The organism is Cellulosimicrobium sp. Marseille-Q4280, assembly GCF_943181405.1.
Classification (GTDB): domain Bacteria; phylum Actinomycetota; class Actinomycetes; order Actinomycetales; family Cellulomonadaceae; genus Cellulosimicrobium.
In genome coordinates this window covers 872,443-897,837 of record NZ_CALPBY010000001.1, presented here as the reverse complement: position 1 = coordinate 897,837, position 25,395 = coordinate 872,443, and the positions used below count along the sequence as shown (strand labels likewise).

The window sequence follows — 25,395 nt, the reverse complement described above, 5'->3', positions numbered from 1 at the left end:
CGCGGGTCACGATCGCGACCAGGACGGCGTCACGACGCGTGGCCGGGTCGCCACGTCCGGGGCGTCGGGCAGCTCGTCCGGACGGACGCCGCGGTCGACGAAGGCCTGGAGCACGCGGCTCTCCGTGCTGGGCCATCGCCGCAGGACGTCGTGCGCGAACAGCACGATCACGCGCCAGCCCAACCGCTCGAGCTCCTCCTGACGGGCGACGTCGTCCAGGCGCTGCTTCGCGGAGACGAGGTGGTGCGCGCCGTCGTACTCGACCGCGATCCGCAGCCCAGGCCAGCACAGGTCCGGTCGGGCGACCCACCGGCCGTCGTCGTCGAAGACGTCCGCGCCGACGACCGGGCACGGAAACCCCGAGTCGACCAGCTGCAGCCGCAGCCGCGTCTCCATCGGTGAGTCGACGAACCGGCGCGACCGCTCGAGCGCCAGGGTCAGCGACGTGGAGCCCCGGCGACCCGACCATGTCGCGAGTCGCGCTTCGAGCAGCTCACGAGGGCAGGGCCGGGTTCGTCCGCGCCCGGGAGCAGGGCGTCCGTGACGACGACGAGGTCGGTCGGCCCGAGCGACGGTCCCGCCTGCCGGCCTGCGACGAGCGCGCCGAGGTCGGCCCAGGTGCGGTCGGGTCGCGTCGTGCGTACCCCGTGCCGGACCGCGACGTCGACCGGCGCGAGCCCGGCGTGCGACACGACGTGGAGGGCGTCGATCGACCGCCGGCCAGCGGGGCCGGTCACATGGAGCGGGCCCGTCCCCGTGACGCCCCGCGGCAGCGGCAGGTCCCACAGTGCGGCCGCCGTCGTGTGGGAGAACGCCGCGTCGTCCGGGAGGACGAGCTGCACCGCCGCGGTCACGCCGCGGACGTCGTCGGCGAGGCCCACGTCCATGCGCACCCCGCGGACCGGTGCGTGCAGACGTGGCGACCGCAGCTGGCGGCGGGTCGCGCCGAAGGCGAGGGCGGTGGCGACGAGGAACGGAGGCTCGGGAAGGGGTGGCAGCACGTCGGTCAGTGTGGCGTCGCCCGCCTCGCCGTGGTGGCCCCGGACCGAGACTGTGGACGACGGCGGCACCGGCCTGCCCGGAGCAGGGATCGAGAGGCGAGAAGTGGTCGTCCGACGTGCGGCGGGAGCGACGACGAGCCGCATCTCGTGGGCACGACCGCGGGATCTGGTGGTACGACGACGGCCCGGCACCCGATGGGTGCCGGGCCGTCGTGGCAGGCGTGCGTCGTCGTGAGGGAGGTCGTCAGCCCTCGAACGGCTTGGCGCCGGTGATCTTCACGGCGATCTCGTTGCCGTTGGGCGCGGTGTAGCTCGTCGCGTCCCCGATGGACTTGCCGTCGATCGCGGCGCCGAGCGGCGACGTCGGCGAGTACACGTCGAGGTCCGTCGTGCCGGCGATCTCGCGGGAGCCGAGCAGGAAGGTCATCTCGTCGCCCGCGACCTCGGCGGTCACGACCATGCCGGGCTCGACCTTGCCGTCGTCCGGCGGCGTGCCGATCTGCACGTTGCGCAGCTTCTCGGTGAGCTCGCGGATGCGGGCCTCGTTCTTGGCCTGCTCCTCGCGCGCGGCGTGGTAGCCGCCGTTCTCCTTGAGGTCGCCCTCGTCGCGCGCGGCGGCGATGCGCTCGGCGATCTCGGTGCGGCCCTCGCCGGACAGGTGGGCGAGCTCGGCCTGCAGCCTGTCGTGCGCCTCCTGGGTCAGCCAGGTGACGGTGGTGTTGGTCACGGTTCGCTCCTTCCTTCCATGGTCGACGGCCGCACCTCGGCGGCCGTGCAGGTGCGGGCAGCCGAGGCGCGAGCTCTCGCGGTGCGCCTGCCTGCCCGGGTCGGTGACGCTGCCCGGGTGGCAGCGCATGTGGCTGGGTCTCCGCGCGGTGCTCCGGTGCCCGACGGCGGCCGGCGCGTCGGTCTCGACGGGCACGGCTCGTCCGGGCGCAGTCCTGCGCAGGAATCCCTCAGGGTATCAAAGGGCACCCACGTGCCGACGACGACGCAGGTCACGACCCCCGGGCTCACGGCCGGGGCGCGGTCCAGGAGGGCCGGGGTGAGCGGGTGAGAAGGGTCACTCCACGACGCGGCACGACTCGACGACGCCCGTCGTCGCCAGCTCGGACGTGGCGACGCTCACGGTCCAGCGGGACTCGAGCGTGTCCACCGGGCCGACGGTCACGTCGAGCGTGCCGACCTGCGCGTAGCTGTCCGCCATCGTGTCGACGGTGCACTCCGCGACGGTCCCGGGCTCCATGGAGACCTCGAACGTCACGTCGACGCGCTCGGAGTCCACGACGTCGAACCCGACGAGCTTGTGCCGCACCGGCTCGCTCGCGAACCGGATCCCGATGGCGACGACGACCGCGAGCCCCACCACTGCCAGTGCCGCGATCGCCGCGATCGCCAGGCGTCGACGTCGCACCGTCGGCTCCGGCCCGTACCGTCCCGCGGGCGGCCGTGCGGGCGTGGCGGGGGCGGGCGCGGGGCGGTGGTCTCGTTCGTCACGTCGGGGTGTCCTGGTTCGGCGGCCCGCCGGTCGGCTCCGGCCGTCGCGGTCGCCGGGGGCGGGTCCGGCTGCGGCGGGGTTCGTCAGCGGTGGGCGGGGTGGGGGATCATGGTCCTCGACCATCTTCGCAGAGCCCGGCAGGTGCCGTGGCACGGCCGGGACCCGACCGTGTCGCGCGCCCGGGCGCCTGCGCGGAGACGCACGAGGTATCCCGGGAGGACCAGTGGCCGATCCCACGGCCGGACCGACGCCCCGCCGCGACCACGGCGAGCAGGAGCCGTTGCGGCTCCTCGCCGTGCACGCGCACCCGGACGACGAGTCGAGCAAGGGGGCCGCGACCACGGCCCGCTACGCGGCGGAGGGCGTGGAGGTGCTCGTCGCGACGTGCACGGGCGGTGAGCGCGGCGACATCCTCAACCCGAGCTTCGGGACGGGCCCCGCGGACGTCGAGGGCATGCGGGCGCTGCGCCGCGAGGAGATGGCGGCGGCCGCGCGGGCGCTCGGTGTCCGTCAGCAGTGGCTCGGCTTCGTGGACTCCGGCCTGCCCGAGGGCGACCCGCTGCCGCCCCTGCCGGACGGCTGCTTCGGACTGGTGCCGCTCGAGGAGGCGGCGGCGCCGCTCGTCGAGCTCGTACGCGAGTTCCGCCCGCACGTCATGACCACCTACGACCCGTCGGGCGGGTACCCCCACCCCGACCACGTGATGTGCCACCGGGTCGCGTTCGAGGCCTTCCACGCCGCGGGCGACCCCGACCGCTACCGGCGCGAGGGCGGCGCGGCGCCGTGGGCCCCGCTCAAGCTGTACTACAACCACGACTTCTCGATGAACCGCATCCGGACGCTGCACGAGGCGATGCAGGGCGCCGGCCTCGAGTCGCCGTTCGGCGACTGGGTCGAGTCCCGGTCCGCGCGCGAGATCCCGGAGCGCCAGGTCACGACGCGCGTCCCCGTGGCGCGCTACTACGCGCAGCGCGACGCCGCGCTCATCGCGCACGCGTCGCAGATCGACCCCGACGGCTTCTTCTTCGCGATCCCGCGCGACCTCGAGGTCGACGTGTGGCCGTTCGAGGAGTACGAGCTCGCGGAGTCGCGCGTGCCCGTGGACCTTCCCGAGGACGACCTGTTCGCGGGCGTGCGCGAGCACGTCGGCACGTCGGGGAGCGCGGCATGAGCGCGGTGACCGGGTCCCTCGGCTCCGGCCCGGTCGACGCCGGGCTGCTCGACGGCGTGCTGCTCGACCTGGGTGTGCCGGGCGACGGGGCGCTCGCCGTCGCGGGCGGCCCCGGGTGGGCGGCGGAGGTCGTCACGGAGACGGCGACCCCGAGCCCGTCCGACGACCCGCTGCGCGAGGACCTCGAGCCCACCGACGTGTCGCCGGGGCTCGCGGGCTTCCTCGCGATCTTCGCGGTCGCGCTCGCCGCGGTCGCGCTGTTCTTCGCGCTCTCGCGCCAGCTCCGCCGCATGCGGCACAACGCCGAGGTGCAGGGCATCGGCCCGGACGGCCCGATCACGGGTCCGGCAGGCAGCACGGCGCCGGACGGTGCCGGAGGCGACGGCGGTGCCGCACCGGGCGACGGGCGGACACCCGGCGACGGGCCAGCTCCCGGTGACGGGCGCACGCCGGGCGGCGACGCGACGTCGGGCACCCCGCGGCGGGACGCCTGACGGTGGCCGACGGTGCGCGCGTCACCCTCGGCCAGCTCGAGGTGTCGACCGACCACGCGGCGAACCTCGTCGCGGTGCGCTCCGCCTTCCGCGAGGCCGCGCGCGTCCACGCCGACCTGCTCGTGCTGCCCGAGTACGCCGCGGCGTTCGACCCGGGCGGGACCGGACCGGAGCACGCCGAGCCGCTCGACGGGTCCTTCGTCACGGGGCTCCGACGCCTCGCGCGCGAGCACGGTGTCGCGGCGGTCGCCGGGACGCTGCTGCCGGCGGCCGTTCCGGGGAAGGCCGTCAACGCCGTCGTCGCGGTCGACGCCCAGGGCGAGCTCGCCGGCGTCTACCGCAAGGTCCACCTGTACGACGCGTTCGGCCACCGCGAGTCCGACCGGCTCGAGGCGGGCGACCCGGCCGCCGAGCCGCTCGTGCTGCGCCTCGGTGGCCTCGCGTTCGGCGTCATGACCTGCTACGACCTGCGGTTCCCCGAGAGCGCGCGGCGCCTCGTCGACGCGGGCGCGGACGTGCTCGTCGTCCCGGCCGCCTGGGCCGCGGGACCGCTCAAGGCCGACCACTGGCGCACGCTCGCCCGGGCGCGAGCCATCGAGAACACCGCCGTCGTGCTCGCGGTGGGGCAGGCCGGCAGGGGCGTGACCGGCCGGTCCCTCCTGGTCGGCCCCGACGGCCAGGTCGGCCTCGAGCTGGGCGAGGAGGCCGAGCTGCGCAGCGCCGACCTCGACCCCTCCGCCCTCGCGGCGGTGCGCGAACGCAACCCCTCCCTCGCGAACCGCCGCTACGCCGTCGTCCCGCTCGGCTGACCTCCCGACGCGCGGGCTCAGCGCGCGGCGACCGCCGCCAGCATGATCGCCGCGTAGTGGCACCCGAACCCGACGACGGTGAGCACGTGGAAGATCTCGTGGAAGCCGAACCAGCGTGGGCTGGGGTTCGGCTTCTTGATGCCGTAGACGACGGCGCCCAGCGTGTAGGCGAGGCCCCCGATCGCGACGAGCCAGACGATCGCGGGCCCGTTCGTGGTGGTCCAGAACTGCGGCATGTAGCCGACGGCGACCCAGCCGAGCGCGACGTAGACCGGGACGTAGACCCAGCGGGGCGCGTCGAGCCACAAGATCCGGGCGAGGAGGCCGAGGAGCGCTCCGCTCCACACGATCGCCAGCAGGATCGTGGCCGTGCGCTGGGGGAGGAGGAGCACGGCGAGCGGGGTGTACGTGCCCGCGATGATGAGGAAGATGTTGGAGTGGTCGGCGCGGCGGAGGATGCCGGCGACGCGGGGCGACCAGGTCCCGCGGTGGTAGACGGCGCTCGTCCCGAACAGCAGGCACGCGGAGAGCCCGAAGATCGCGCAGGACACCTTGCCCGCGACGGGTGGTGCGATGGCGACGAGCACGATGCTGGCGACGAGGGCGAGCGGGAAGGTCCCGGCGTGGATCCAGCCGCGCAACCGGGGCTTGACCGCCTCGGCGACCTGCGCGACGGCGTCGGTCACGGAGTCGCGGACGTTCTCCAGCGAGCCTGTGGCGGGTTCGTCGGGCTGCGTGCCGCGAGGTGCGGTCGGGCCGGACTCGGGTGCCGGGTCGCGGTCGGACGTCGCTCGTGCCACCGGTCCTCCTGGGTGTCGCTCAGCGGTCGGTCGGTCGGTCGCGGGCGTGCTCCCAGCGACCTACGCCATCGTAAGTTACGGAAGCGTAGGTCCACGCCGAGGGTGCCGCCTCCGGTGTGAAGATCCTGGGCAGGGGACCGTCGTCCGAGACCAGCGGCCCTGGCCGCGGTGCGCCGAGGAGTACCGTGTGGCAGTCCGGTCGGCCGGGTCGTCGCGCCTCGCGGCACCGCCCTGCTGCCGACCACGACCAGACCACCCACCGAGCCCACCGCCGAGGAACCGTCGTGCGACTGCCCCATCCCGTGTACGGACTCTACGAGCGTCGGCTGGCCGCGTCGCTCTCGCGCGAGGGATTCCCGCGACACGTGGGCGTGATCCTCGACGGCAACCGGCGCTGGGCCCGCTCGTTCGGCGAGACGGCCGCCACGGGTCACCGTCGCGGCGCCGACAAGATCGACGAGTTCCTGGGGTGGAGCGAGGACCTCGGCATCGAGGTCGTCACGCTGTGGATGCTCTCCACGGACAACCTCTCCCGTTCGCAGGAGGAGCTCTCGGCGCTCCTCGACATCATCGAGGACGCCGTGCGCGACCTCGCGCAGTCCGGTCGGTGGCGACTGCGCGTCATGGGGCGTCTGGACCTGCTGCCCGAGCGGCTCGCGTCGGCGCTGCGCGAGGCCCAGCAGCGGACCGCCGCTGTGGACGGGCTCCAGGTCAACGTGGCCATCGGCTACGGCGGTCGGCACGAGATCGCCGACGCGGTCCGCTCGTACCTGCGCGAGCAGGCCGACGCCGGGGCGAAGCTCGACGACCTCGCGGAGAACCTCGACGTCGAGCACATCGAGGAGCACCTGTACACCAAGGGACAGCCGGACCCGGAGCTCGTCATCCGGACGTCGGGCGAGCAGCGCCTCGGCGGGTTCCTCCTGTGGCAGAGCGCGCACTCGGAGTTCTACTTCTGCGAGGCGTACTGGCCGGACTTCCGGCGCGTCGACTACCTGCGCGCGCTCCGGTCCTACTCCCAGCGGGAGCGACGCCTCGGCCGGTGAGGCCCTCGCCCTGCCGGTAGGGTCGATGCGAACGCATCGACCGGAGGTGTCATGAGCGAGTCGGCCCGGGACGTCGGCAGCGCGCGCCTCGCCGTGGAGACGTGGGAGTCCCTCTTCCGCACCCAGGTCGCGCTCGTGCGCCGCCTGCAGTCGGACCCCGTCTGGGACGACCTGACGATGCGCGAGTACGACGTGCTCTTCTCGCTCACGAAGGGCCCGGGCGACGGCATGCGGCTGCGCGACCTCAACGCGCTCATCCTCCTCAGCCAGCCGTCTCTCAGCCGCATGGTCGAGCGGCTCGAGCGCCGGGGCCTCGTGGACCGCTCTGCCGACCCCGGCGACGCACGCGGCACGCTCGTGCGTCTCACGCCGCTCGGCGCCGAGCGGCAGCGGACGATCGGCCGCGCCCACGCGCGAGCGATCGCGACCTACGTCGGCGGTGCGCTCGACGACGACGAGCTCGAGACCCTCGGCGCCCTGCTCGAACGGCTCCGCGCCGCCCAGGCGACGATCCCCGCGGTCCGGCCCGACCTCCCGCGCGGTGCCGGTGTGGTGGGAAACACGCAGGACGAACCTGCCGTCGACCCGCCCGTGACCGACGTGCCTGCCTAGAATCGCCGCGTGTCCTCAGCGCCGAGCACCGAACCCGTCCGTCCCGCCCCGCGCGGGGAGAGCCCGCTGCGCGTCGTCGTCGCGCCCGACTCCTTCAAGGGCAGCCTGAGCGCTGCCGAGGTGGCCGACGCGGTCGCAGCAGGGGTCCGCAGCGTCGTCCCGGACGCGCACGTCGTCGAGCTGCCCATGGCCGACGGAGGCGAGGGCACCCTCGACACCCTCCTCGCCGTCTGGGGGGTGCCGGCGCGCGAGGTGCCCACCGTCGACGCGATCGGCCGCCCGCACACCGCGCGCTACGGCGTCTCGGCCGACGGCCGCGTCGGCGTGGTCGAGCTCGCGGAGGCGAGCGGGCTGCCGCAGGTCAGCGACGTCGCCCTCCAGCCGCTGCACGCGCACACGCTCGGGACGGGCGCCGCGGCCGCGGCCGTCCTCGACGCGGGCGTGGAGGAGGTGGTCGTGTGCCTCGGCGGCTCCGCCTCGACCGACGGCGGAGCGGGCATCCTCACGGGGCTCGGTGCACGCCTCCTCGACGAGGACGGTGAGCCCGTGCCCGACGGCGGCGAGGGGCTCGCGCGCGTCGCGCGCCTCGACCTCGCGTCCCTGCACCCCCGCGCTCGCGCCGTGCGGTGGCGGCTCGCGGTGGACGTGACGAACCCGCTGCACGGCGAGCGCGGAGCGGCCCACGTGTTCGGCCCGCAGAAGGGGGCGAAGGGCGCAGACGTCGCATACCTCGACGACGCGCTGCGCCGCTGGGAGGCCGTGCTCGAGCGCGAGACCGGGGTGTCGGTCGGCGGGCTCGCGGGTGCGGGCGCGGCGGGCGGAGTGCCCGCCGGGCTGGTGGCCGCCGTGGGGGCGGAGCTCGAGCCCGGGGCACGCCTCGTCGCCGAGGCGATCGGGCTCCCCGGCGAGATCGGCCGCGCGGACCTCGTCGTGACCGGGGAGGGGTCGTTCGACTCGCAGTCGGTCCACGGCAAGGTCGCCGACGCGATCGGCGCGCTCGCCGCGGAGGCGCCCCGGCGGCCGCCCGTCGTCGTGCTCGCCGGACGCGTGCTCCTCCCGGCGGACCAGGCGAGGGCCGCCGGGATCGCCGCGGCCTTCAGCATCGCCCCGGGCCCCATCGCGCTCGACGACCTGCTCGACCGCACCGCGTCGCGGCTCACGGACCTCGCCGCGACGGTGACGAGCCTCGTCCTCGCCGCACGCGCCTGACGCGCGGGCAGCGCGAGCGGTGGCGGTCAGCGCTTCGGCCAGTGCCACGCCGGCTGGTCGAGCAGACCCTCGCGACCCGCGACGACCGTCTCGCCCGACGCCTTCTCCAGCGCGACCTCCTGGAGGTCGTCCGGACCGGGCAGGTCGGCACCGCCCGACGCGGTGCCCGACGCCGCGGCCCGGCGGAGCGCGTCCACGAGCGGGGCCGAGTGCGTCACCACGACGACCTGCGTGTCCCGCGCCGCCGCGTGGACGAGCGTGCCGAGCGCGGGCAGCAGGTCCGGGTGCAGGCTCGTCTCCGGCTCGTTGAGGACGAGCAGCGCCGGGGGTCGCGGGCTGAGCAGCGCGGCGACCCACAGCAGGTAGCGCAGCGTGCCGTCGGAGAGCTCCGCGCCGGAGAGCGGTCGCAGGAGACCCTGCTGGTGGAACGCGAGCCCGAACCGGCCGTCGTCGGCGCGGACCTCGACGCGCGCCCCCGGGAACGCGTCGGCGACCGCCGCGTCGAGCTCGTCGGCCCGGCCGAGGTCGCGGACCGTCTCGAGCGCAGCGGCGAGGTCGACACCGTCGTGCGCGAGCACGGGCGTGCGGGTCCCCACCTGCACCGCGCGGGCGGGGGCGAGCGGGTCGGTGCGGAACTGGTCGTAGAACCGCCACGAGCGCAGCGCCTCGCGCACCGCGACGACCTCGGGCGCGCCGACGGGGTCGACGTGCTCGGCGAGCATGCTGTCGAACGTGCGCAGGCGCGCGGGCGACGTGACCCACGCGCCGTCGTCGTCCCGCAGGCGTACGGCCGGACCGCGCCGCTCGGCCTGGAGGGTCGCGGGGCGCAGCACCGGGCCGGACCACACGGCCTCGACCTTGATCTCGGGGTCGAGCGCGAACGCCGACCCGCCGTCCTGGGGCAGCCCGAGGTCGACGGCGTAGCCCAGGTCGGCCGCCTCGACGCCGGCGACGCCGAGCCGCAGCGCGACGGGACCGGTGCGGAGCCGGCCCTGCAGCTCGCCGTCGCGCGTCGCACGGGACCCGTGCTCCGGCCCGGCCCAGAGCGTCGAGCGCAGCCCGCCCTCGCGCGCGAGCGCCCCGACGGCACCGTCGAGCGCGCACTGCGCGAGGAGCCGCAGCGACCGGTAGAGGTTCGACTTGCCCGTCCCGTTCGCCCCCGTGACCACGGTGACCCGCCCGAGCGGCAGCACCACGTGCCGCAGCGAGCGGTACCCCTCGACGGCGATCGTCCCGATCATGCCGCTGCTCCGTTCATGCGCACGACCCTAGGCCGCCCCGCCCACCCCCTTCGCTGAGTGCTGGAAGTCTGTCGTCGCAGGCTTCATCGAGCGACAGATACCCAGCACTCAGCGGGTCGGGGCGTCAGCCCGCGATCGCGAAGGCGTCGATCTCGACGAGCATCTCCTCGCGCGGCAGCCCGGTGAACACCGTGGTGCGGCTCGGGAGCACGCCGTTCGTGGTGTGCGCGGAGACGAACGCGCCGTACGCCTCGTTCATGACCGGGAAGTCCTCGCGCTTCGTGAGGTAGACGCGCAGCATGACGACGTCGTCGAACGTCGCGCCGGCCGCCTCGACGATCGCCCGGACGTTCTCGAGCGTGCGCGTCGTCTGGGCCGCGACGTCGCCCGGGTACAGGTACTCGTTCGTCGCGGGGTCCACGGGGCCCTGGCCCGACACCTGGACGAACGGGCCCTTGCGCACGCCCTGGTGGAACGTGTGGGCCGGCGCGGGGGCGTCGGGGGTCGAGACGGCGGTCTTCTCGGTGCTCATGCGGGTCCTCCGGGAGGTTCTCGTGGTGTGCGACGGCGCAGGTGCGCAGGCCGGTCAGAAGTCCGTCGTGACGAGGTCGACGACCTCGTCCCCGCGCACGACGGCGGCGACGTGCCAGCGGTCGAGCGTCGTGCACGGGTGCGAGATGCCGAACCCGATCACGTCGCCGGGGCGCACCTGCGACGTCGCCGGCGTGTCGGGCGACGGGTCGAGGGAGAGGAACAGGTGCTGGTCGTTGAGCGCGGTGACGCGCGCACCGGCGAGCTCGCGCGCGGGCCGCAGCTCGCCGTCGTCGCCCAGCGAGCGCAGTGCGAGCGCGACGGGCAGGTCGATGTCGAACGACACGTCCCGGCGCCCGACGCCGCAGATCACCAGACCCGGCTCCGGCACCGAGAGCACCTGCCCCCAGACCGTCGCCGCGGCGTGCAGCGGCTCGGCCCCGGGGATGCGGCCCCACGGGTCCATGCGCGCGCAGAAACCGTGGTCGTGCGTGAGGTAGGCGCCCGAGCGCACGACGACGCGCACGTCGAGGTCCAGGACGCCCGTCCCGTCCATCGCGCCGCCGGCCTCGGGGGACGAGAGAGGGCCGGGCAGCTCGGCGAGCACGACGTCGAGGAACGAGCTGCCGCCCGCCGACAGCACGAGCGGCTCGTCGGCCCCCGCCAGTCCGGCGCGCACGAGCGCGGCACCCACCTCCCGCAGGTGGCGGCACCACGCGGCGACGGCGTCGAGCTGCTCCGCGCTCGTGCCCCCGGCGACGGACCCCTCGTAGCCCGCTGCGCCGAGCAGGCGCAGCCCGGTCGCGTGGACGGCACGGGCCACGTCGAGCGCCTCCACGTCGTTGCGCACGCCCGTGCGGCCTCCGACGACGCCGATCTCGACGAGCACGCCGAGGCGGGAGAGCACCTCCGCCTCGGTGCCTGCGAACGCGCGTGCGAGGAGGTCGACGCCCCGCGTCGAGTCGACGTACAGCCACACCTCGAGCGACCCGACGGTCTCGAGCTCGCGGCGCAGCCACGCGAGCTCGCGCGGGTCGACGAGCTCGTTCGCGAGGAAGATGCGCTCGCTGCCCCAGTCGCGCACTGTTCGGAGCTGGCCGGGCGTCGCCACCGTCGCGCCCCAGGCGCCCGCCGCGACCTGGCGCGCGTACAGCGCGCGCGACATCGCCGTCTTCACGTGCGGCGCGTGCTCGACGCCGCGCTCCGCGCACAGGCGCGCCACGAGGCCGACGTTGTGGTCGAGCGCCGCGTCGTCGAGCGTGAGGAGCGGCCACGAGAAGCGGTCGTCCGTGATGCGAGGACCGCGCGGTTCGCCGCCGCCGCCCCCGTCGTCGACGTCGGTCGTGGGCACGGGCGCGAGGACCTCGGCGACCGTCGCGGGCGCGTCGAGCCGCAGGCCCTTCGTCCGCGGCCCGACGACGTCGCCCGCCCACGCGCGCAGCTCGCCCGGTGCGGGGGTTCCGGTGGTCATGCGGTGCTCCTCTGCTCGGCTTCGCGGTCGTGGACGTCCCGGCCTGGACCCTGGCCCGGGTGCGAGCTCGGACCCGAGCCCGGGCGCCGGCCCGGACGCAGGGGCCGTCCCGGGGTCGCGTCCGTCAGGGCACCACCCACGAGGACCGGCACGCCCGCCACGAGCACGTCGTCGATGCCCGACGCCGGCACGCGCGGCCGCTCGTACGTCGCCTCGTCCTGGACCCGGTCCGGGTCGACGAGCGCGACGTCGGCGACCGCACCCGGCACCAGGGTCCCGCGGTCGGCGAGGCCGAAGCGTCGCGCCGGGGCGGTGGACAGGTGCGTCGCGGCGTCGTGCCACGTCCAGTCCCCGAGCCTACGCACGTGCTCGGCGAGGAAGCGCGCGAAGGCGCCCCAGCCGCGCGGGTGCGGGCGACCCCCGCCGCCGAGGGGCGCGTAGATCGCGTCCGACCCGCCGACGTGCGCGGGATGCCGGAGAAGTGCCCGCACCGACGCGGGGGAGCTCGTCGGGGGCTGCGCGAACACGCAGCTCGCGCGCAGGCGCGTCGCGACGAGGAGCCGGACCGCGGCATCGGCGGGCGGCAGACCGAGCCGGGCGGCGACGTCGGGCAGCGCCAGGCCCTCCGTCCAGGCGAGGTCCTCCGTCGCGGCCGGTGCACCGGTCCGCTCCGACGGTGCGCCGGCCGCAGGCCCGGTCGGGACGGCGGCCATGGTGACGCGCGGCCACAGGTCCGCGAGCGCCGGGAAGTGCTCGCGACGAAGCCGGTCGAGGACGACCGGGTCGCGCAGGGCCGCGACGGTCGCGTCGGGGTCGGCGATCGGGAGCCAGGTCGGCAGCGACACCATCGACAGGATCGAGCAGCCGCGCAGGTACGGGTAGGAGTCGAACGTGACGTCGAGACCGGCGGCGTGCGCGTGGTCGACGTCGCCGAGGAGCTCGTCGGCGGGGCCGTGGTAGTGCGACACGTGGGTCGCGACGCCCGCCGCGCGTGCGATGCGCACGAGCTCGGCGAACGCCGGCCCGGCCCGGTCCTCGTAGCCGCGCATGTGGGACACGTGGGGCAACCCGCGCGCCGCGACGACGCGGGCGAGCGCGACGAGCTCGTCCTCGTCGGCGTACGCGGCCGGGACGTACTCGAGGCCCGTCGACATCCCGAGGGCGCCGTCGTCGAGGGCCGCGGCGAGCATCGCGGCCATGCGGTCGAGCTCGGCAGGCGTCGCGGCGCGCGCCGCGGGGCCCAGGACGGCGTACCGGATCGTGCCGTGCGGCGCGAGATACCCGACGTTCACCCGCGTGGTGCCGTCGTACGTCGCGAGCAGGTCGGCCACGGACCCGCCACTGAACGTCGGGTGCTCGCCGTCGATCGCCGCGAAGTACGCGCTCGCCCAGCCCTGGGCGTCGTGCAGCGGCTCCGTCGAGTCCTCCCGCAGCGAGCCCGCCGCGCCCGCTCGTGTCCTGCCCGGTCGTGCCTCGCCCCGTCCCGGTGAGGGCGCGTAGCCGACGCCGTCCTGGCCGACCACGATCCCCGTGACGCCCTGGCGCAGCATCGCGAGCTGGACGTCGTCGTCGAGGACGGCCGCCGCGCCGTGCACGTGGGCGTCGAGGAACCCGGGGAGCGCGAGGCGTCCGTCCGCGTCGAGGACGCGTGCGCCGTCGGGCAGCGCGTCCCTCCGACCCGCCGGGGAGACCGACGCGACGCGCCCCGCGGACACCACGACGTCGACCGGGCCGGCGAGCCCGCCGTGCGCGAGAGGCAGGCGCGCGCCGCGCACGACGAGCGTCGCGCAGCCGAGCCCCGCCGAGGACCGGGCCGTGCTCACGCCGGTCCTCCCGTGTGCCGGTCGCGCCCTTCGACCCAGCCGCCGACGCCGCGCAGCCCGCCCGCGGCGAGCTCGGCCGCGAGGTCGCGCGGCCAGCCGTGCACGCCCGGCCGGGTCTGCCACGGGTGCGGGCCCGACGGCGGTCGGTACTCCACGCCGTACGCGTCGAGTCGCGGCAGGTGGTGGGTCTCCAGGCGCGCGCGGAACTCGAGCGACGCCGCCGAGCCGACCGACCGGTCCGCGGCGGGGGACCACATGACCTCGGCGAACGCCGCGAGGCGCGGGAACGCCGCGTAGTCGACGCGGCGCACGGAGTCGAGGTGCTCGGTCCACACCTGCGCCTGGCCGCCGAGCAGCGCGCCCGACGCGGCGGCGCCGGCGCGGGCGACCGCGTCCGCCAGGCCGCCGGGGAGGGGCTCGAACGCGTAGACGTCCTCGAGCGTGCGCAGGAACCCGACGGGCACCGGCTCGTCGGGACCGTCTCCTTCGCGGTGGTCGAGGTACACGACCTGCTCGGGCGCCATGACGACGTCGTGCCCCGCGGCGAGCGCGTCCGCCCCGGCCGCCCAGCCGCGCCACGACGCCACGACGACGTCGCGGGGGAGCGCGGGGCCGAACGCCTCGTCCCACACGACCGCGCGACGGCCTCGCGACGCGACGTGCTCCGCGAGGCGCGCGAGGAACCAGCCGTGCAGGTCGGCGACGTCGTCGAGCCCGAGCGTGGCGGCCCGCGCGACGATCGCGGGGTCGTCGCGCCAGAGCGTCGTCGGGACCTCGTCGCCGCCCAGCGCGACGAACGGGGCGTCGAACACGTCGAGGACCTCGTCCAGCACGTCCCGGAAGAACGCCAGCGACTCCTCGGACGGGTCGAGGACCTCGGTGCTCACGCCCCACGTGGTCCGGACCGCGTGCGGGGTCTTGCGCGTCCCGAGCTCCGGGTAGGCGGCGACGGCCGCCTCGACGTGCCCCGGGACGTCGATCTCCGGGACGACGGTGACGCCGCGCTCGCGCGCGTACGCGACGATCTCGCGCAGGTCGTCGTGCGTGTAGGACCCGCCGTGCGGCCGCCCGTCGGACACCCCGGCCCGCCACGTCCCGACGCCCGACTCGCGCCGCCACGCACCGACCTCCGTGAGGCGCGGGTAGCGCTCGATCTCCATGCGCCAGCCCTGGTCGTCCGTGAGGTGGAGCTGGACGACGTTGAGCTTGTGCGCCGCCGCGAGGTCGACGAAGCGCAGGACGTCGGCCTTCGGCAGGAAGTGCCGCGCGACGTCGAGCAGCACCCCGCGCCACGCGAACCGGGGGTGGTCCGTGATCGTGACGTGCGGCAGCGTGAGGGCACCCGCGACGGGTCGAGGCTGCCCGTCGGTCCAGGGGCGGCCGCCGTGGTCCCGTCCGACCGGAGCGCGACGGAACGCCGCCGGGCCGGCGAGCTGCCGCAGCGTCTGGGCGGCGGCGTGCGCGCCGTCGAGGTCGGCGGCGTCCACGCGCACGCCGGCGTCGTCCACCGTGAGCCGACAGCCCGACGGCGGCAGGTCGCGGTCGACCGCGAACCGCACCGTCGCGGTGGTCCCGGTCGGGTCGTGGGCGGCAGCGCCGTCGGGCAGGGGGACGAGGTCGAGACCGAACGCGTCCTCCGTGACGCGGCGCCACCAGCGGGCAGCGGGCCGCAGCGCGGGATCGTGGGCGACGACGCTGCCGGGGGCCAGGACCACGACGCCCGGCGCGGGCGTCACCGACACCGGACGGGGGACCAGCCCTTGCGACATTTGGAAGGACACTGAACGAGCCTAGCCGCACCCTCAGGACGGACGAAACCGCGGCCACCGGACCGCGGTTCCGAGGACTGCGGCCGACGACCTCCGACCACCGGCGTGACCGCGCAAGAATGCGTCGCGACACGGTCGTTCACGCAAGCCGCTTGCGTACGGGCGTATAGTCGGCGACATGTCGAGACGTCTGGCCGAGGTCGCCACGAAGGTCGGGGTCAGCGAGGCGACGGTGAGCCGCGTCCTCAACGGCAAGCCGGGCGTCTCCCAGGCGACGCGCGACGCGGTGCTCACCGCCCTCGACGTGCTCGGCTACGAGCGACCGACCAAGCTGCGCGGCGAGCGCGGGCGCCTCGTCGGGCTCGTGCTCCCGGAGCTCGTCAACCCCATCTTCCCGGCGTTCGCCGAGGTCATCGGGGGTGCGCTGGCCCAGCAGGGCTTCACGCCCGTGCTGTGCACACGCACGGCCGGCGGCGTCACCGAGGCGGAGTACATCGACCTGCTCCTGGGTCAGCAGGTCTCGGGCGTCATCTTCGCGGGTGGGTTCTACGCCGAGCGCCGGGCCGACCACGCGCACTTCCGCCGCCTGGAGAAGCTCGGCCTGCCCGTCGTCCTCATGAACGCGTCGATCGAGGACCTGGACTTCCCGCGCGTCTCGTGCGACGACCTCGTCGCCATGAACCAGGCGCTCGGCCACGTGTACTCGCTCGGGCACGAGCGCGTCGGGCTGCTGCTCGGGCCGTCGGACCACGTGCCGTCGGAGCGCAAGCTCGCCGCGGCGCAGGCGTTCGCGGAGCGCAACGGGCTCCGGCTCGACCCGACGCTCGTCGCGCACAGCCAGTACTCGCTCGAGAGCGGGCAGGCTGCGGCGAACCGGCTGCTCGAGGCCGGGGCGACGGCGATCGTGTGCGCGAGCGACCCGCTGGCGCTCGGCGCGGTCCGTGCCGTGCGGCGCGCAGGGCTCGACGTGCCGACCGACGTGTCCGTCGTGGGCTACGACGACTCCAACCTCATGAACTCGACCGATCCCGCGCTGACGACCGTGCGCCAGCCCATCGAGCCGATGGGCCGCGCCGCGGTCGACCTGCTCGCGAGCATGATCGCCGGCGCCGACGTGTCCCGCGACGAGCTGTTGTTCGAGCCCGAGCTCGTGGTGCGGCGCTCGACCGCGGCGGCCCGTTCGACCGGGCGCGAGCCGATCGCGCCGTAGCGCCGCGCGCACCGGGCCGCACCCCCGCACCGCACCCCGCAGCTGGCCCACGCCCCCTCCGCGCGGTCCGCGCGAACCCGGGGTGGTGCGGCGCTCGGCGCTGTCAGAGCGCAACAACCCGGGGCTCGGCACCGAGCGGTCGCGTCTGCCGAGTTCGTCGCAAGGCATCGTCGACCTCTCGACGTCAAGAGATAGCGTTTCAATAACGAGTATGTCAGGTTCTTGCGTCGAACCAGTCGCCTAGTTACTGTCATCCTCGACGACGCAGTCACCGCCCCGCGGACGACGGTCGTCCCGACGCCGGGAGACCGGCGACGGCGGCACGCAGCACGGCACCCGCACCGCAGCGGGAGCGCCGACCAGGAGGAAGAGGTCCCGGTGAGCGACGACCAGCCCGGCCAGGAGTGGTGGCGCAGCGCGGTCATCTACCAGGTCTACGTGCGCAGCTTCGCGGACGGGAACGGTGACGGGACGGGCGACCTCGCGGGAGTCCGGAGCCGCCTGCCCTACCTGCGCGACCTCGGTGTCGACGCCATCTGGTTCACGCCCTGGTACGTGTCGCCGCTCGCCGACGGCGGGTACGACGTCGCGGACTACCGCGCGATCGACCCCCAGTTCGGCACCCTCGCCGAGGCCGAGCAGCTCATCGCGGAGGCGCGCGAGCTGGGGATCCGCACGATCGTCGACGTCGTCCCCAACCACGTCTCCGCGGAGCACGAGTGGTTCCGGGCGGCCCTTGCCGCCGGGCCCGGCTCCCCGGAGCGCGAGCGGTTCTGGTTCCACCCCGGCACGGGCGAGGACGGGGCGGGGATCCCCACGCACTGGGTCTCCGAGTTCCAGGGCTCGACCTGGACCCGCACGACCAACCCCGACGGCACGCCCGGCGAGTGGTACCTGCACGTCTTCGCTCCCGAGCAGCCCGACCTCAACTGGAACCACCCCGACGTGCGCCGCGAGCACGAGGAGATCCTGCGCTTCTGGTTCGACCGGGGCGCCGCGGGCATCCGTATCGACTCGGCCGCGCAGCTCGTCAAGGACCCGGCGCTGCCCGACGTCGTCCCCGCGCACCCGGCGCCCGGCGAGCACCCGCACGTCGACCGCGACGAGCTCCACGACATCTACCGCTCGTGGCGCGCGGTCGCGCAGTCCTACGACGAGCCGCGCGTCCTCATCGGCGAGGTGTGGCTCGCGGACCGCGCACGCTTCGCGCAGTACCTGCGCCCCGACGAGATGCACACGGCGTTCAACTTCGACTTCATGGCCCGCCCGTGGGACGCCAAGGCGCTGCGCGAGTCCGTCCAGACGACGCTCGACGCCCACGCCCCGGTCTCCGCGCCGGCCACGTGGGTCCTGTCCAACCACGACGTCACCCGTCCCGTGACGCGCTACGGCCGCGAGGACAGCTCGTTCGCCTTCCTCAGCAAGCGCTTCGGGACGCCGACCGACCTGCCGACCGGTCGCCGTCGGGCACGGGCCGCGGCCCTGCTCACCGCCGCCCTGCCCGGCTCGCTCTACGTCTACCAGGGTGACGAGCTCGGCCTGCCCGAGGTCGAGGACCTCCCGCTCGACACGATCCAGGACCCGATGCACTTCCGCTCGGACGGTGTCGACCCCGGCCGGGACGGCTGCCGGGTCCCTCTCCCGTGGACGCGCGGCGGGACCACGTTCGGGTTCGGGCCCGACGGCGGCGCCGCGGCCTGGCTGCCCCAGCCGGCCGGGTGGGGCGAGGTGTCCGTCGAGGCCCAGGAGCACGACGACGCGTCGGTGCTCTCCCTCTACCGTCGCGTGCTCGCGGCCCGCCGGGCCGAGCGCGCGCTGCACGACGAGACGTTCCGCTGGCTCGACACCCTCGGTGGCGTCGTGCTCGGCGACGACGTGCTCGCGTTCTCCCGGGGGGACGTCGCGTGCGTCGTCAACCTCGGCACCGAGGACGTGCCGCTGCCCGCCGGCGCGCACGTCCTCCTCCGCAGCGAGCCCGAGGGGGGCGACGACGCACCCGCGCGGCTCGTGACCGACACCGCGGTGTGGCTCCGGCTCTGAGCACCCAGCAGCGAGTGACCGGGCACCACCGCACCAGCACCACCGCACCCGACCCAGCACGCACCCAGCACCACCGGACACAGGAGTGACGATGAAGTCCACACGTCAGGCGATCGCCCTCACCCTCGCAGGGGCGCTCGCGATCAGCACGCTCGCCGCGTGCTCGAGCAGCGGCTCGGGCGACGGAGACGGCGACGAGGGCACGGACGGGGACGGGAAGGTCACCCTCAAGGTGGTCTCCCTCCTGCCGGGCTCCGAGCAGGAGGCGATCGACGCCTTCAACGCCCAGGTCGAGGAGTTCGAGGCCGCGAACCCGGACATCGACGTCGTGCCGGAGGAGTACGAGTGGAAGGCGACGACGTTCGCGCCGCAGCTCGCGGGCGGCACGCTGCCGGACGTCTTCGAGATCCCGTTCACCGACGCCAAGACCCTCGTCGAGAACGGTCAGCTCGCGGACCTCGACGAGCAGTTCCGCACCCTGCCCTACGCGGACAAGTTCAACCCGGCCATCATCGAGGCGGGCACGGGCTCCGACGGTCACGTCTACGCGATCCCCGCGAAGAACGTGTACGGCGTCGGCCTGCACTACAACCGCCAGCTCTTCGAGTCGGCCGGGCTCGACCCCGACGACCCGCCGACCACCTGGGACGAGGTCCGCGAGGCCGCGAAGACGATCGCGGACGCCAACCCCGGCGTCGCGGGCTACATGCAGATGTCGCAGAACAACACGGGCGGCTGGCAGCTCACGGTCAACACGTTCGCCCGCGGCGGCCGCACGCAGGAGGTCGCCGACGACGGCACGGCCACGTCGACCCTCACGAACGACGGGACCAAGGAGGCGCTCGAGTGGCTCCAGGCCATGCGGTGGGAGGACAACTCCCTCGGGAGCAACTTCCTGCTCGACTGGGGCACCATGAACCAGGCGTTCGCGGCCGGCCAGGTCGCGATGTACACGTCGGGCTCCGACGTCTACACCGCGCTCGTGCAGACGAACGCGATCGACCCGGCCATGTACGGCCTCGCCGCGCTCCCGCTCGAGGGTGACGACGCCGGTGTCCTCACGGGCGGCACGCTCGCAGCCATGCCGGCGGACGTCGCGGAGGAGAAGAAGGCGGCGGCGATGAAGTGGATCGACTTCTTCTACCTCGCCAAGCTCGTCGACGAGGACCGTGCCGTCGCCGACGCGGAGACGCTCGTCGCGAACGACCAGCCCGTGGGCACGCCCGTCCTGCCGATGTTCTCGCAGGAGCAGTACGAGCAGAACCAGGAGTGGATCTCCGACCTCGTCAACGTGCCGCTCGACCAGATGACGGGCTACACCGACACGATGTTCGACCTGCCGCTCGTCGGTGAGCCGTCGCAGAAGACGCAGGAGATCTACGCCCTGCTCGACCCGGTCGTGCAGGCCGTGCTCACGGACGAGAACGCCGACGTCGACGCGCTCCTCGAGGGCGCGAACGACGAGGCGCAGGCCCTGCTCGACCAGGGCTGACCTCCCGGCCGGCACCGGGCCGTCCGACCCGGTCCGGCCGGTGGCGCCCCCCACCGGTCGGACCGGCACCCCACCGGTGCCCGACGACGGGACGCACCTCCCGTCGTCGGGCACCCTCCACCGCACGCGAAGGACACTCGTGACCGCCACCACCGCACCGCCGCCACCGCCCCGCGCGACGCACGCGCGGACCGGCCGTGCCCCCGGACCCGCCCCACGCGCCGGTCGTGCCGACCGGCGCCGCAGCCCCGCGACGTGGCTGCGCGGCGGCGGGCTGCCCAACCTCGTCTTCCTGCTCCCGCTGCTCGTGATCTTCGGGCTCTTCTCGTGGTTCCCCATCGTGCGCGCGGTGGTCATGAGCTTCCAGGAGACCAACCTCGTGAGCGACCCGACGTTCGTCGGGCTGGACAACTTCCGCCAGGTGCTCGCCGACCCGCTGCTGTGGAAGGCGGTGCGCAACACGGTGTACTTCGCGTTCCTCGCGCTGCTGTTCGGCTACCCGGTCCCGCTCGTGGCGGCGGTCCTCATGCGCGAGGTGCGCCGCGCGCGCGGCCTGTACTCGGCGCTCGCGTACCTCCCGGTCGTCGTGCCGCCGGTGGTCGCGGTGCTGCTCTGGAAGTTCTTCTACAGCGGCAGCCCGACGGGCGTGTTCAACACGATCCTCGGCTGGGTCGGTCTCGGCCCGTACCCGTGGCTGCAGGACGCGTCGACGGCGATGCCGTCCCTCGTGCTCGCGGCGACGTGGGCGGGAGCGGGCGGGACGATCATCATCTACCTCGCCGCCCTGACGAGCGTGCCGCCCGAGCTCTACGACGCCTCCGAGGTCGACGGTGCCGGGCTGTGGCGCAAGATCTGGCACGTGACGCTCCCGCAGCTGCGCGGCGTCCTGTTCATCACGCTGATCCTGCAGATCATCGGCACGGCGCAGGTGTTCCTCGAGCCGTACCTGTTCACCGGCGGCGGACCCAACAACGCGACGCTCACGGTCCTGCTGCTCATCTACCGCTACGCCTTCCAGAACAGCCTCGGCGGCGACTACGGCGCCGCGACCGCGCTGTCGCTCATGCTCGCGGCCGTCCTGGCCGTCTTCTCGCTGGTCTACTTCCGGCTCACCCGGTCCTGGAGCACGTCATGACCCTCTCGCCCACCGACAACCCGAGCGAGATCGGCGTGGTGTCCCAGGACTCCGCGGCCGCCGCGGCCGGCACCTCCGGTCCGGAACCCGCTGGCCCGGAACGCGGCGACCCGGCCCGGCGGGCGGCCGACGCGAGCCGCTCGCGCCGCGAGGCGGAGCAGCGCCGACTGCGCGTCCGCCGGCGCAGGGCGCTCGACGGCGTCGAGGACCGCGGGGCGCTGTCCGTGGCGGACTGGCGGCGCCCGGGCATCCGGTGGGGGATGGGCTCGACGCACGTGCTCCTGCTCGTGGTCCTCGTCGTCGTGGGCCTCGGGCCGATGCTCCTCCTCGCGAAGTTCGCGGTGACCCCGACGCAGGACATCCTCCGCACACCCATGGCGGTCTTCCCGAACGGCATCGCGTGGGACAACCTCGACAAGGCCTGGAACGACGTCCAGGTCAGCCGGTACTTCCTCAACACGATCTGGCTGGCCGTCGGGTCGTGGGCGGCGCAGATCGTCGTCGCGACGACGGGCGGGTACGCGCTGTCGGTCCTGCGGCCCCGGTACGGCAAGGTCGTCCAGGCGCTGGTGCTCTCGACGATGTTCGTCCCGGCGATCGTGCTCCTCGTGCCGCTCTACCTGACGATCCTCGACCCGCCGCTGCTCGGGCAGTCGCTCGTGAACAGCTTCTGGGCGGTCTGGCTGCCCGCCGGCGCGAGCGCGTTCAACGTGCTCCTCGTCCAGCGGTTCTTCGACAGCCTGCCGCGCGAGGTGTTCGAGGCGGCTCGCGTCGACGGCGCCGGGCCCTACCGGTTGTTCTGGTCGATCGTGCTGCCGATGTCGCGGCCGATCATCGGGGTCGTGTCCGTCTTCGCGGTCATCGCGGCGTGGAAGGACTTCCTCTGGCCGCTGCTCGTGCTCAAGGACCCGGACATCCAGCCGCTCTCGGTGCGCCTCCCGTCGATCGAGGCGACGACCGACCTCGGGGTGTTCCTCGCGTCGCTCGCCATCTCGACGCTCATCCCGGTCGCGCTGTTCGTCGTCTTCCAGCGCATGTTCCTCCAGGGCGCGGGCCTCGGGGGAGCGGTCAAGGGCTGACCCCGGGCGCCGAGGTCCGCCGGCCCGCCAGACTCGGGGCCGGTGCCGAGCACGACCTGGGTACCGTGACCAGCTCGATCACGGCACCCAGGTCGTTCTCGACCGCGCGCCACGTCGTGCTCGACGGCGACGCGCGGCTCCGGCGGGACGGTCGCCTCAGCCGCGGCCCCGACCGAGCATCGCCCGCAGGACCGCGTCGTGGACGTCGGTGTTGCGCTGCGCGCCGGTCATGCGCTCGGCGCCGGGGCCCTGCGCCGTGAGCGGCGTCGCCTCGCCCGTGTGGCCGCCCGTCGTCCAGTCGACGGTGAACTGCAGGTCGGAGCCGGCCAGGTCGAACGGGCCGTCCTCGGCCGTCGCGCCCTCGCCGCCCTCGTCCTCGTCGTCGACGTTCTCGATGGCGAGGCCGCCGGTGGCGTGGTCGCCGACCACGAGCACGAGCGTCCCGCGGTTCCTCTCCGCGAAGTCGAGCGCGAGCGCGACCGTCTCGTCGAGCGCCTGCCCCGCCTGGATCGTGCGCGTCGCGTTGCTGCGGTGCGCGAACTCGTCCACGGCCTCCTCCTCGACCACGAGGAAGAACCCGTCACGGTCGCGCGACAGGGTGTCGAGCGCCTTGGCGGTCATGTCGACGAGCGGGACCTCGGGCTCGTAGAGATCGCCCTCGCCCTCGTTGCGCTGCTCGAACATCTCCTCGTTCGCGAACAGGCCGAGGAGCTTGCCCCGCCCGGCGGAGTCGAGGCCCTCGGCGTCGCTCACGTACGTGTATCCGAGCTGCTGCGCGCGGGCGACGAGGTCCCCCTCCGTGCCCTTGCTCTGCTCGGTCGGGTCCTTCGGCGGGTTGTCGGGCCAGCCGCCGGGGTCGCCCGCGGGCAGCCACCAGTCCTCGCCGCCGCCGAGGATCACGTCCGGCCGCGAGCTCTCGAGGAACTGCCGGGCGATCTCGCTCTGGTCGCCGCGGTCGGGCACGTGCGCGCCGAACGCGGCGGGCGTCGCGTCGGTGACCTGGGCGGTCGTGACGAGACCGGTCGCCTTGCCGGCCTTGCGGGCCCGCTCGAGGAGCGTCGGCACGGGGTTCCCGGCGGCGTCGACGCCTACCGCGCCGTTGTAGGTCCGCACGCCCGACGCGAACGCCGTCGCGCCCGCGGCGGAGTCGGTGACGGCCTCCTCGGGGTCGGCGGAGTCGGTCGTCGTCCAGCCCGCGTGCTCGAGCGAGTCCATGGCGAGCTGACCGTCCTTGCCGACCGTGGCCAGCCGGATCACCTCGCGGTGCGACAGCCCGAGACCGTCGCCCTGGATGAAGATGACGTTGCGGGCCCGGTCGCTCCCGCCGCGGTCGTCCGGGCGGCCGTGGCCGCCGCCGCGGTCGCCGTCACCGCCCAGGGGCAGGACCGCGGCGAGCGCGATCCCCGCGGCGATCCCTGCGGCGCCTGACCTCATCGTGGTGCGTCGTGCGTCCATGAGCTCTCCTTCGAGACTCTCGGCGTCGTCGGCCCGTGCGCCCGCCGGGATCTCCGGGGGACGCGGCGGTGGGAGGCACCGTCGTCCGTGGGCCGGCGCCGACGGCGTCCTCGCCGTCGACCCGACCCACGCTAGGTGCGGGCGGGGCGCCCACAACTCGGGACGCCGGCGCCGGGTGTCCGGGCCGGCTCCGGGAAGGTGACACGGTGTCTGGTCAATGTCACGTCCGTCGCGTCCGCTTCCCGGCGGGCGGGCCCGGCTCCAGGTGCCATGATCGAGACCATGCCCCCGTTCTCCCCCCAGGACGACGCTGCCGCCCCTGCCGGCGTCCCCTCGCCCCGTGCCGATGCCGCCGCGACCGCGGCCCCCGATCTCCGCCCGTACGACGCATTGCTCCTCTACTCGTTCGGCGGGCCGAACCGGCCCGAGGACGTCGTGCCCTTCCTGCGCAACGTCACGGCGGGCAAGGGGATCCCGGACGCCCGTCTCGAGGAGGTCGGCGAGCACTACTACGGGTTCGGCGGCAAGAGCCCGATCAACGAGCAGAACCTCGAGCTCAAGGCCGCGCTCGAGGACGAGCTCGCGCGCCGCGGCGTCGAGCTCCCCGTCGTGTGGGGCAACCGCAACTGGGAGCCGTACACGGACGACGCGATCACCGAGCTCGAGGCGCTCGGCGCGGAACGCGCCGTCGCGCTCGTGACGTCGGCGTACTCGTCGTACTCGGGCTGCCGCCAGTACCGCGAGGACCTCGCCGTGGTGCTGGAGAAGCGCGGGCAGCTCGACGAGAGCGGCTCCACCGGGGTCCGGTTCGACAAGGTGCGCTCCTACTTCAACCACCCGGGCTTCGCGCAGGCCAACGTCGACGCGGTGCTCGACGGCTACGCGGCGCTCGCCGAGAAGGGCGGCGACGGCGCGGCCGCACGGCTCGTGTTCGTCACGCACTCCATCCCGGACACCATGGAGGCGGCGTCGCGCATCGCGCTCGCGACCTACTCCGAGCAGCACCTCGACCTCGCGCGCGTCATCGTCGCGCAGGTCTCGGAGCGCCTCGGCCACGACGTCGCGTGGGACCTCGCCTACTGCTCGCGCTCCGGCCCGCCCAGCCAGCCGTGGCTCGAGCCCGACGTCAACGACCACCTCGAGGCGATCGCGGCCGACGGCGTGCGCGACGTCGTGCTGTCGCCGATCGGGTTCGTCTCCGACCACATGGAGGTCGCGTACGACCTCGACACGGAGGCCCTCGAGACCGCGGAGAAGCTGGGCATGACGGCCGTCCGGGCCGGCACCGTCGGCACGCGCGAGCCGTTCGTGCGGGGCCTCGTCGACCTGCTCGTCGAGCGCGCGGCGATGGCACGCGGCGAGGACGTCGAGCAGGCGACGGTCGGCGACCTGCCGGCCTTCCGCTCCGTGTGCGCGCCCGGCTGCTGCCTGCGTCGTGACGGCGAGCCGAGCGGCGTCCCCGCGCTCTGCAGCACCGACATCCACAGCTGACCCGCCGGCACCCGGCCA

The 25,395-nt window shown here is 74.5% G+C and carries 23 protein-coding genes; 12 read left to right on the top strand and 11 right to left on the bottom strand.

All coding sequences use genetic code 11. The features are described from left to right. Positions 1 to 6 precede the first annotated feature (6 nt). From NFS20_RS03945 to NFS20_RS03930, 4 genes are all read right to left on the bottom strand, one after another. Positions 7 to 396 carry an endonuclease domain-containing protein gene (locus tag NFS20_RS03945; protein ID WP_251150414.1) on the bottom strand — a complete coding sequence of 130 codons (390 nt, stop codon included), beginning with the start codon at positions 394 to 396 and terminating at the stop codon, positions 7 to 9. A 41-nt stretch (positions 397 to 437) separates the two neighbouring features. Next, positions 438 to 1,001 carry a hypothetical protein gene (locus tag NFS20_RS03940; protein ID WP_251150413.1) on the bottom strand — a complete coding sequence of 188 codons (564 nt, stop codon included), beginning with the start codon at positions 999 to 1,001 and terminating at the stop codon, positions 438 to 440. Positions 1,002 to 1,245: 244 nt separating this feature from the next. After that, a complete protein-coding gene (gene greA, locus NFS20_RS03935) occupies positions 1,246 to 1,728 on the bottom strand; it encodes a transcription elongation factor GreA (RefSeq protein WP_251150412.1) in 483 nt (160 codons plus the stop codon). 336 nt (positions 1,729 to 2,064) lie between these two features. Further along, entirely contained in the window at positions 2,065 to 2,415 is a 351-nt protein-coding gene (locus NFS20_RS03930; RefSeq protein ID WP_251150411.1) for a DUF4307 domain-containing protein, read from the bottom strand. Positions 2,416 to 2,722: 307 nt separating this feature from the next. Between NFS20_RS03930 and mca the strand changes: the two genes are divergently transcribed. Genes mca through NFS20_RS03915 form a run of 3 tightly spaced genes read left to right on the top strand, consistent with a single transcriptional unit; the run spans position 2,723 to position 4,973 of the window. Further along, complete coding sequence (mca, locus tag NFS20_RS03925; protein WP_251150410.1) at positions 2,723 to 3,670, top strand: mycothiol conjugate amidase Mca; 948 nt, start codon at positions 2,723 to 2,725, stop codon at positions 3,668 to 3,670. Then, positions 3,667 to 4,164 carry a hypothetical protein gene (locus tag NFS20_RS03920; RefSeq protein WP_251150409.1) on the top strand — a complete coding sequence of 166 codons (498 nt, stop codon included), beginning with the start codon at positions 3,667 to 3,669 and terminating at the stop codon, positions 4,162 to 4,164. Before mca ends, NFS20_RS03920 begins: the two co-directional genes overlap by 4 nt. A gap of 2 nt (positions 4,165 to 4,166) precedes the next feature. Next, positions 4,167 to 4,973, top strand: coding sequence for a carbon-nitrogen hydrolase family protein (locus NFS20_RS03915; RefSeq protein WP_251150408.1), 807 nt, complete (start codon positions 4,167 to 4,169; stop codon positions 4,971 to 4,973). A gap of 17 nt (positions 4,974 to 4,990) precedes the next feature. Here the strand turns inward: NFS20_RS03915 and trhA are convergent, their stop codons facing one another. After that, a complete protein-coding gene (trhA, locus tag NFS20_RS03910) occupies positions 4,991 to 5,773 on the bottom strand; it encodes a PAQR family membrane homeostasis protein TrhA (RefSeq protein ID WP_502800772.1) in 783 nt (260 codons plus the stop codon). Between the two features lie 284 nt (positions 5,774 to 6,057). Here trhA and NFS20_RS03905 point away from each other — a divergent pair, with 284 nt between their 5' ends. From NFS20_RS03905 to NFS20_RS03895, 3 genes are read left to right on the top strand one after another with little or no spacing between them, the layout of a single operon-like run. Continuing rightward, positions 6,058 to 6,819: an isoprenyl transferase gene (locus NFS20_RS03905; RefSeq protein ID WP_251150407.1), complete on the top strand. Its 762-nt coding sequence runs from the start codon at positions 6,058 to 6,060 to the stop codon at positions 6,817 to 6,819. Positions 6,820 to 6,870: 51 nt separating this feature from the next. Continuing rightward, the gene (locus NFS20_RS03900; protein ID WP_251150406.1) at positions 6,871 to 7,431 is read left to right on the top strand and encodes a MarR family winged helix-turn-helix transcriptional regulator; all 561 of its coding nucleotides are present in this window, start codon (positions 6,871 to 6,873) and stop codon (positions 7,429 to 7,431) included. A gap of 9 nt (positions 7,432 to 7,440) precedes the next feature. Further along, positions 7,441 to 8,640 carry a glycerate kinase gene (locus NFS20_RS03895; protein ID WP_251150405.1) on the top strand — a complete coding sequence of 400 codons (1,200 nt, stop codon included), beginning with the start codon at positions 7,441 to 7,443 and terminating at the stop codon, positions 8,638 to 8,640. Positions 8,641 to 8,666: 26 nt separating this feature from the next. On the opposite strand, the gene NFS20_RS03890 is transcribed toward NFS20_RS03895, so the two are convergent. The 5 genes from NFS20_RS03890 to NFS20_RS03870 form a co-directional block, all read right to left on the bottom strand. Beyond that, positions 8,667 to 9,881, bottom strand: a complete 1,215-nt coding sequence (locus NFS20_RS03890) for an AAA family ATPase (protein WP_251150404.1) — start codon at positions 9,879 to 9,881, stop codon at positions 8,667 to 8,669. A gap of 124 nt (positions 9,882 to 10,005) precedes the next feature. Beyond that, entirely contained in the window at positions 10,006 to 10,413 is a 408-nt protein-coding gene (locus NFS20_RS03885; protein WP_251150403.1) for a RidA family protein, read from the bottom strand. 54 nt (positions 10,414 to 10,467) lie between these two features. Further along, positions 10,468 to 11,883 carry an alanine racemase gene (locus NFS20_RS03880; protein WP_251150402.1) on the bottom strand — a complete coding sequence of 472 codons (1,416 nt, stop codon included), beginning with the start codon at positions 11,881 to 11,883 and terminating at the stop codon, positions 10,468 to 10,470. After that, complete coding sequence (locus NFS20_RS03875) at positions 11,880 to 13,706, bottom strand: N-acyl-D-amino-acid deacylase family protein (protein WP_251150401.1); 1,827 nt, start codon at positions 13,704 to 13,706, stop codon at positions 11,880 to 11,882. Before NFS20_RS03875 ends, NFS20_RS03880 begins: the two co-directional genes overlap by 4 nt. Beyond that, positions 13,703 to 15,487 carry a beta-N-acetylhexosaminidase gene (locus NFS20_RS03870; RefSeq protein ID WP_251150400.1) on the bottom strand — a complete coding sequence of 595 codons (1,785 nt, stop codon included), beginning with the start codon at positions 15,485 to 15,487 and terminating at the stop codon, positions 13,703 to 13,705. Before NFS20_RS03870 ends, NFS20_RS03875 begins: the two co-directional genes overlap by 4 nt. Positions 15,488 to 15,653: 166 nt before the next feature. On the opposite strand from NFS20_RS03870, the gene NFS20_RS03865 reads away from it, so the two are divergent. The 5 genes from NFS20_RS03865 to NFS20_RS03845 all read left to right on the top strand — a co-directional run bounded on the left by NFS20_RS03865 (position 15,654) and on the right by NFS20_RS03845 (position 22,431). After that, positions 15,654 to 16,685: a LacI family DNA-binding transcriptional regulator gene (locus NFS20_RS03865; protein WP_251150399.1), complete on the top strand. Its 1,032-nt coding sequence runs from the start codon at positions 15,654 to 15,656 to the stop codon at positions 16,683 to 16,685. Positions 16,686 to 17,063: 378 nt separating this feature from the next. After that, complete coding sequence (locus tag NFS20_RS03860; RefSeq protein ID WP_251150398.1) at positions 17,064 to 18,725, top strand: glycoside hydrolase family 13 protein; 1,662 nt, start codon at positions 17,064 to 17,066, stop codon at positions 18,723 to 18,725. Between the two features lie 91 nt (positions 18,726 to 18,816). Further along, positions 18,817 to 20,217 carry an ABC transporter substrate-binding protein gene (locus NFS20_RS03855; protein WP_251150397.1) on the top strand — a complete coding sequence of 467 codons (1,401 nt, stop codon included), beginning with the start codon at positions 18,817 to 18,819 and terminating at the stop codon, positions 20,215 to 20,217. A gap of 259 nt (positions 20,218 to 20,476) precedes the next feature. After that, on the top strand, positions 20,477 to 21,352 hold the full coding sequence (locus tag NFS20_RS03850) for a carbohydrate ABC transporter permease (protein ID WP_251150601.1): 876 nt from the start codon (positions 20,477 to 20,479) through the stop codon (positions 21,350 to 21,352). Further along, a complete protein-coding gene (locus NFS20_RS03845) occupies positions 21,349 to 22,431 on the top strand; it encodes a carbohydrate ABC transporter permease (RefSeq protein ID WP_251150396.1) in 1,083 nt (360 codons plus the stop codon). Before NFS20_RS03850 ends, NFS20_RS03845 begins: the two co-directional genes overlap by 4 nt. Before the next feature lie 156 nt (positions 22,432 to 22,587). On the opposite strand, the gene NFS20_RS03840 is transcribed toward NFS20_RS03845, so the two are convergent. After that, complete coding sequence (locus tag NFS20_RS03840; RefSeq protein ID WP_251150395.1) at positions 22,588 to 23,886, bottom strand: alkaline phosphatase; 1,299 nt, start codon at positions 23,884 to 23,886, stop codon at positions 22,588 to 22,590. A gap of 282 nt (positions 23,887 to 24,168) precedes the next feature. Between NFS20_RS03840 and NFS20_RS03835 the strand changes: the two genes are divergently transcribed. Next, the gene (locus NFS20_RS03835; RefSeq protein ID WP_251150394.1) at positions 24,169 to 25,377 is read left to right on the top strand and encodes a ferrochelatase; all 1,209 of its coding nucleotides are present in this window, start codon (positions 24,169 to 24,171) and stop codon (positions 25,375 to 25,377) included. The last annotated feature ends 18 nt before the right edge of the window (positions 25,378 to 25,395 follow it).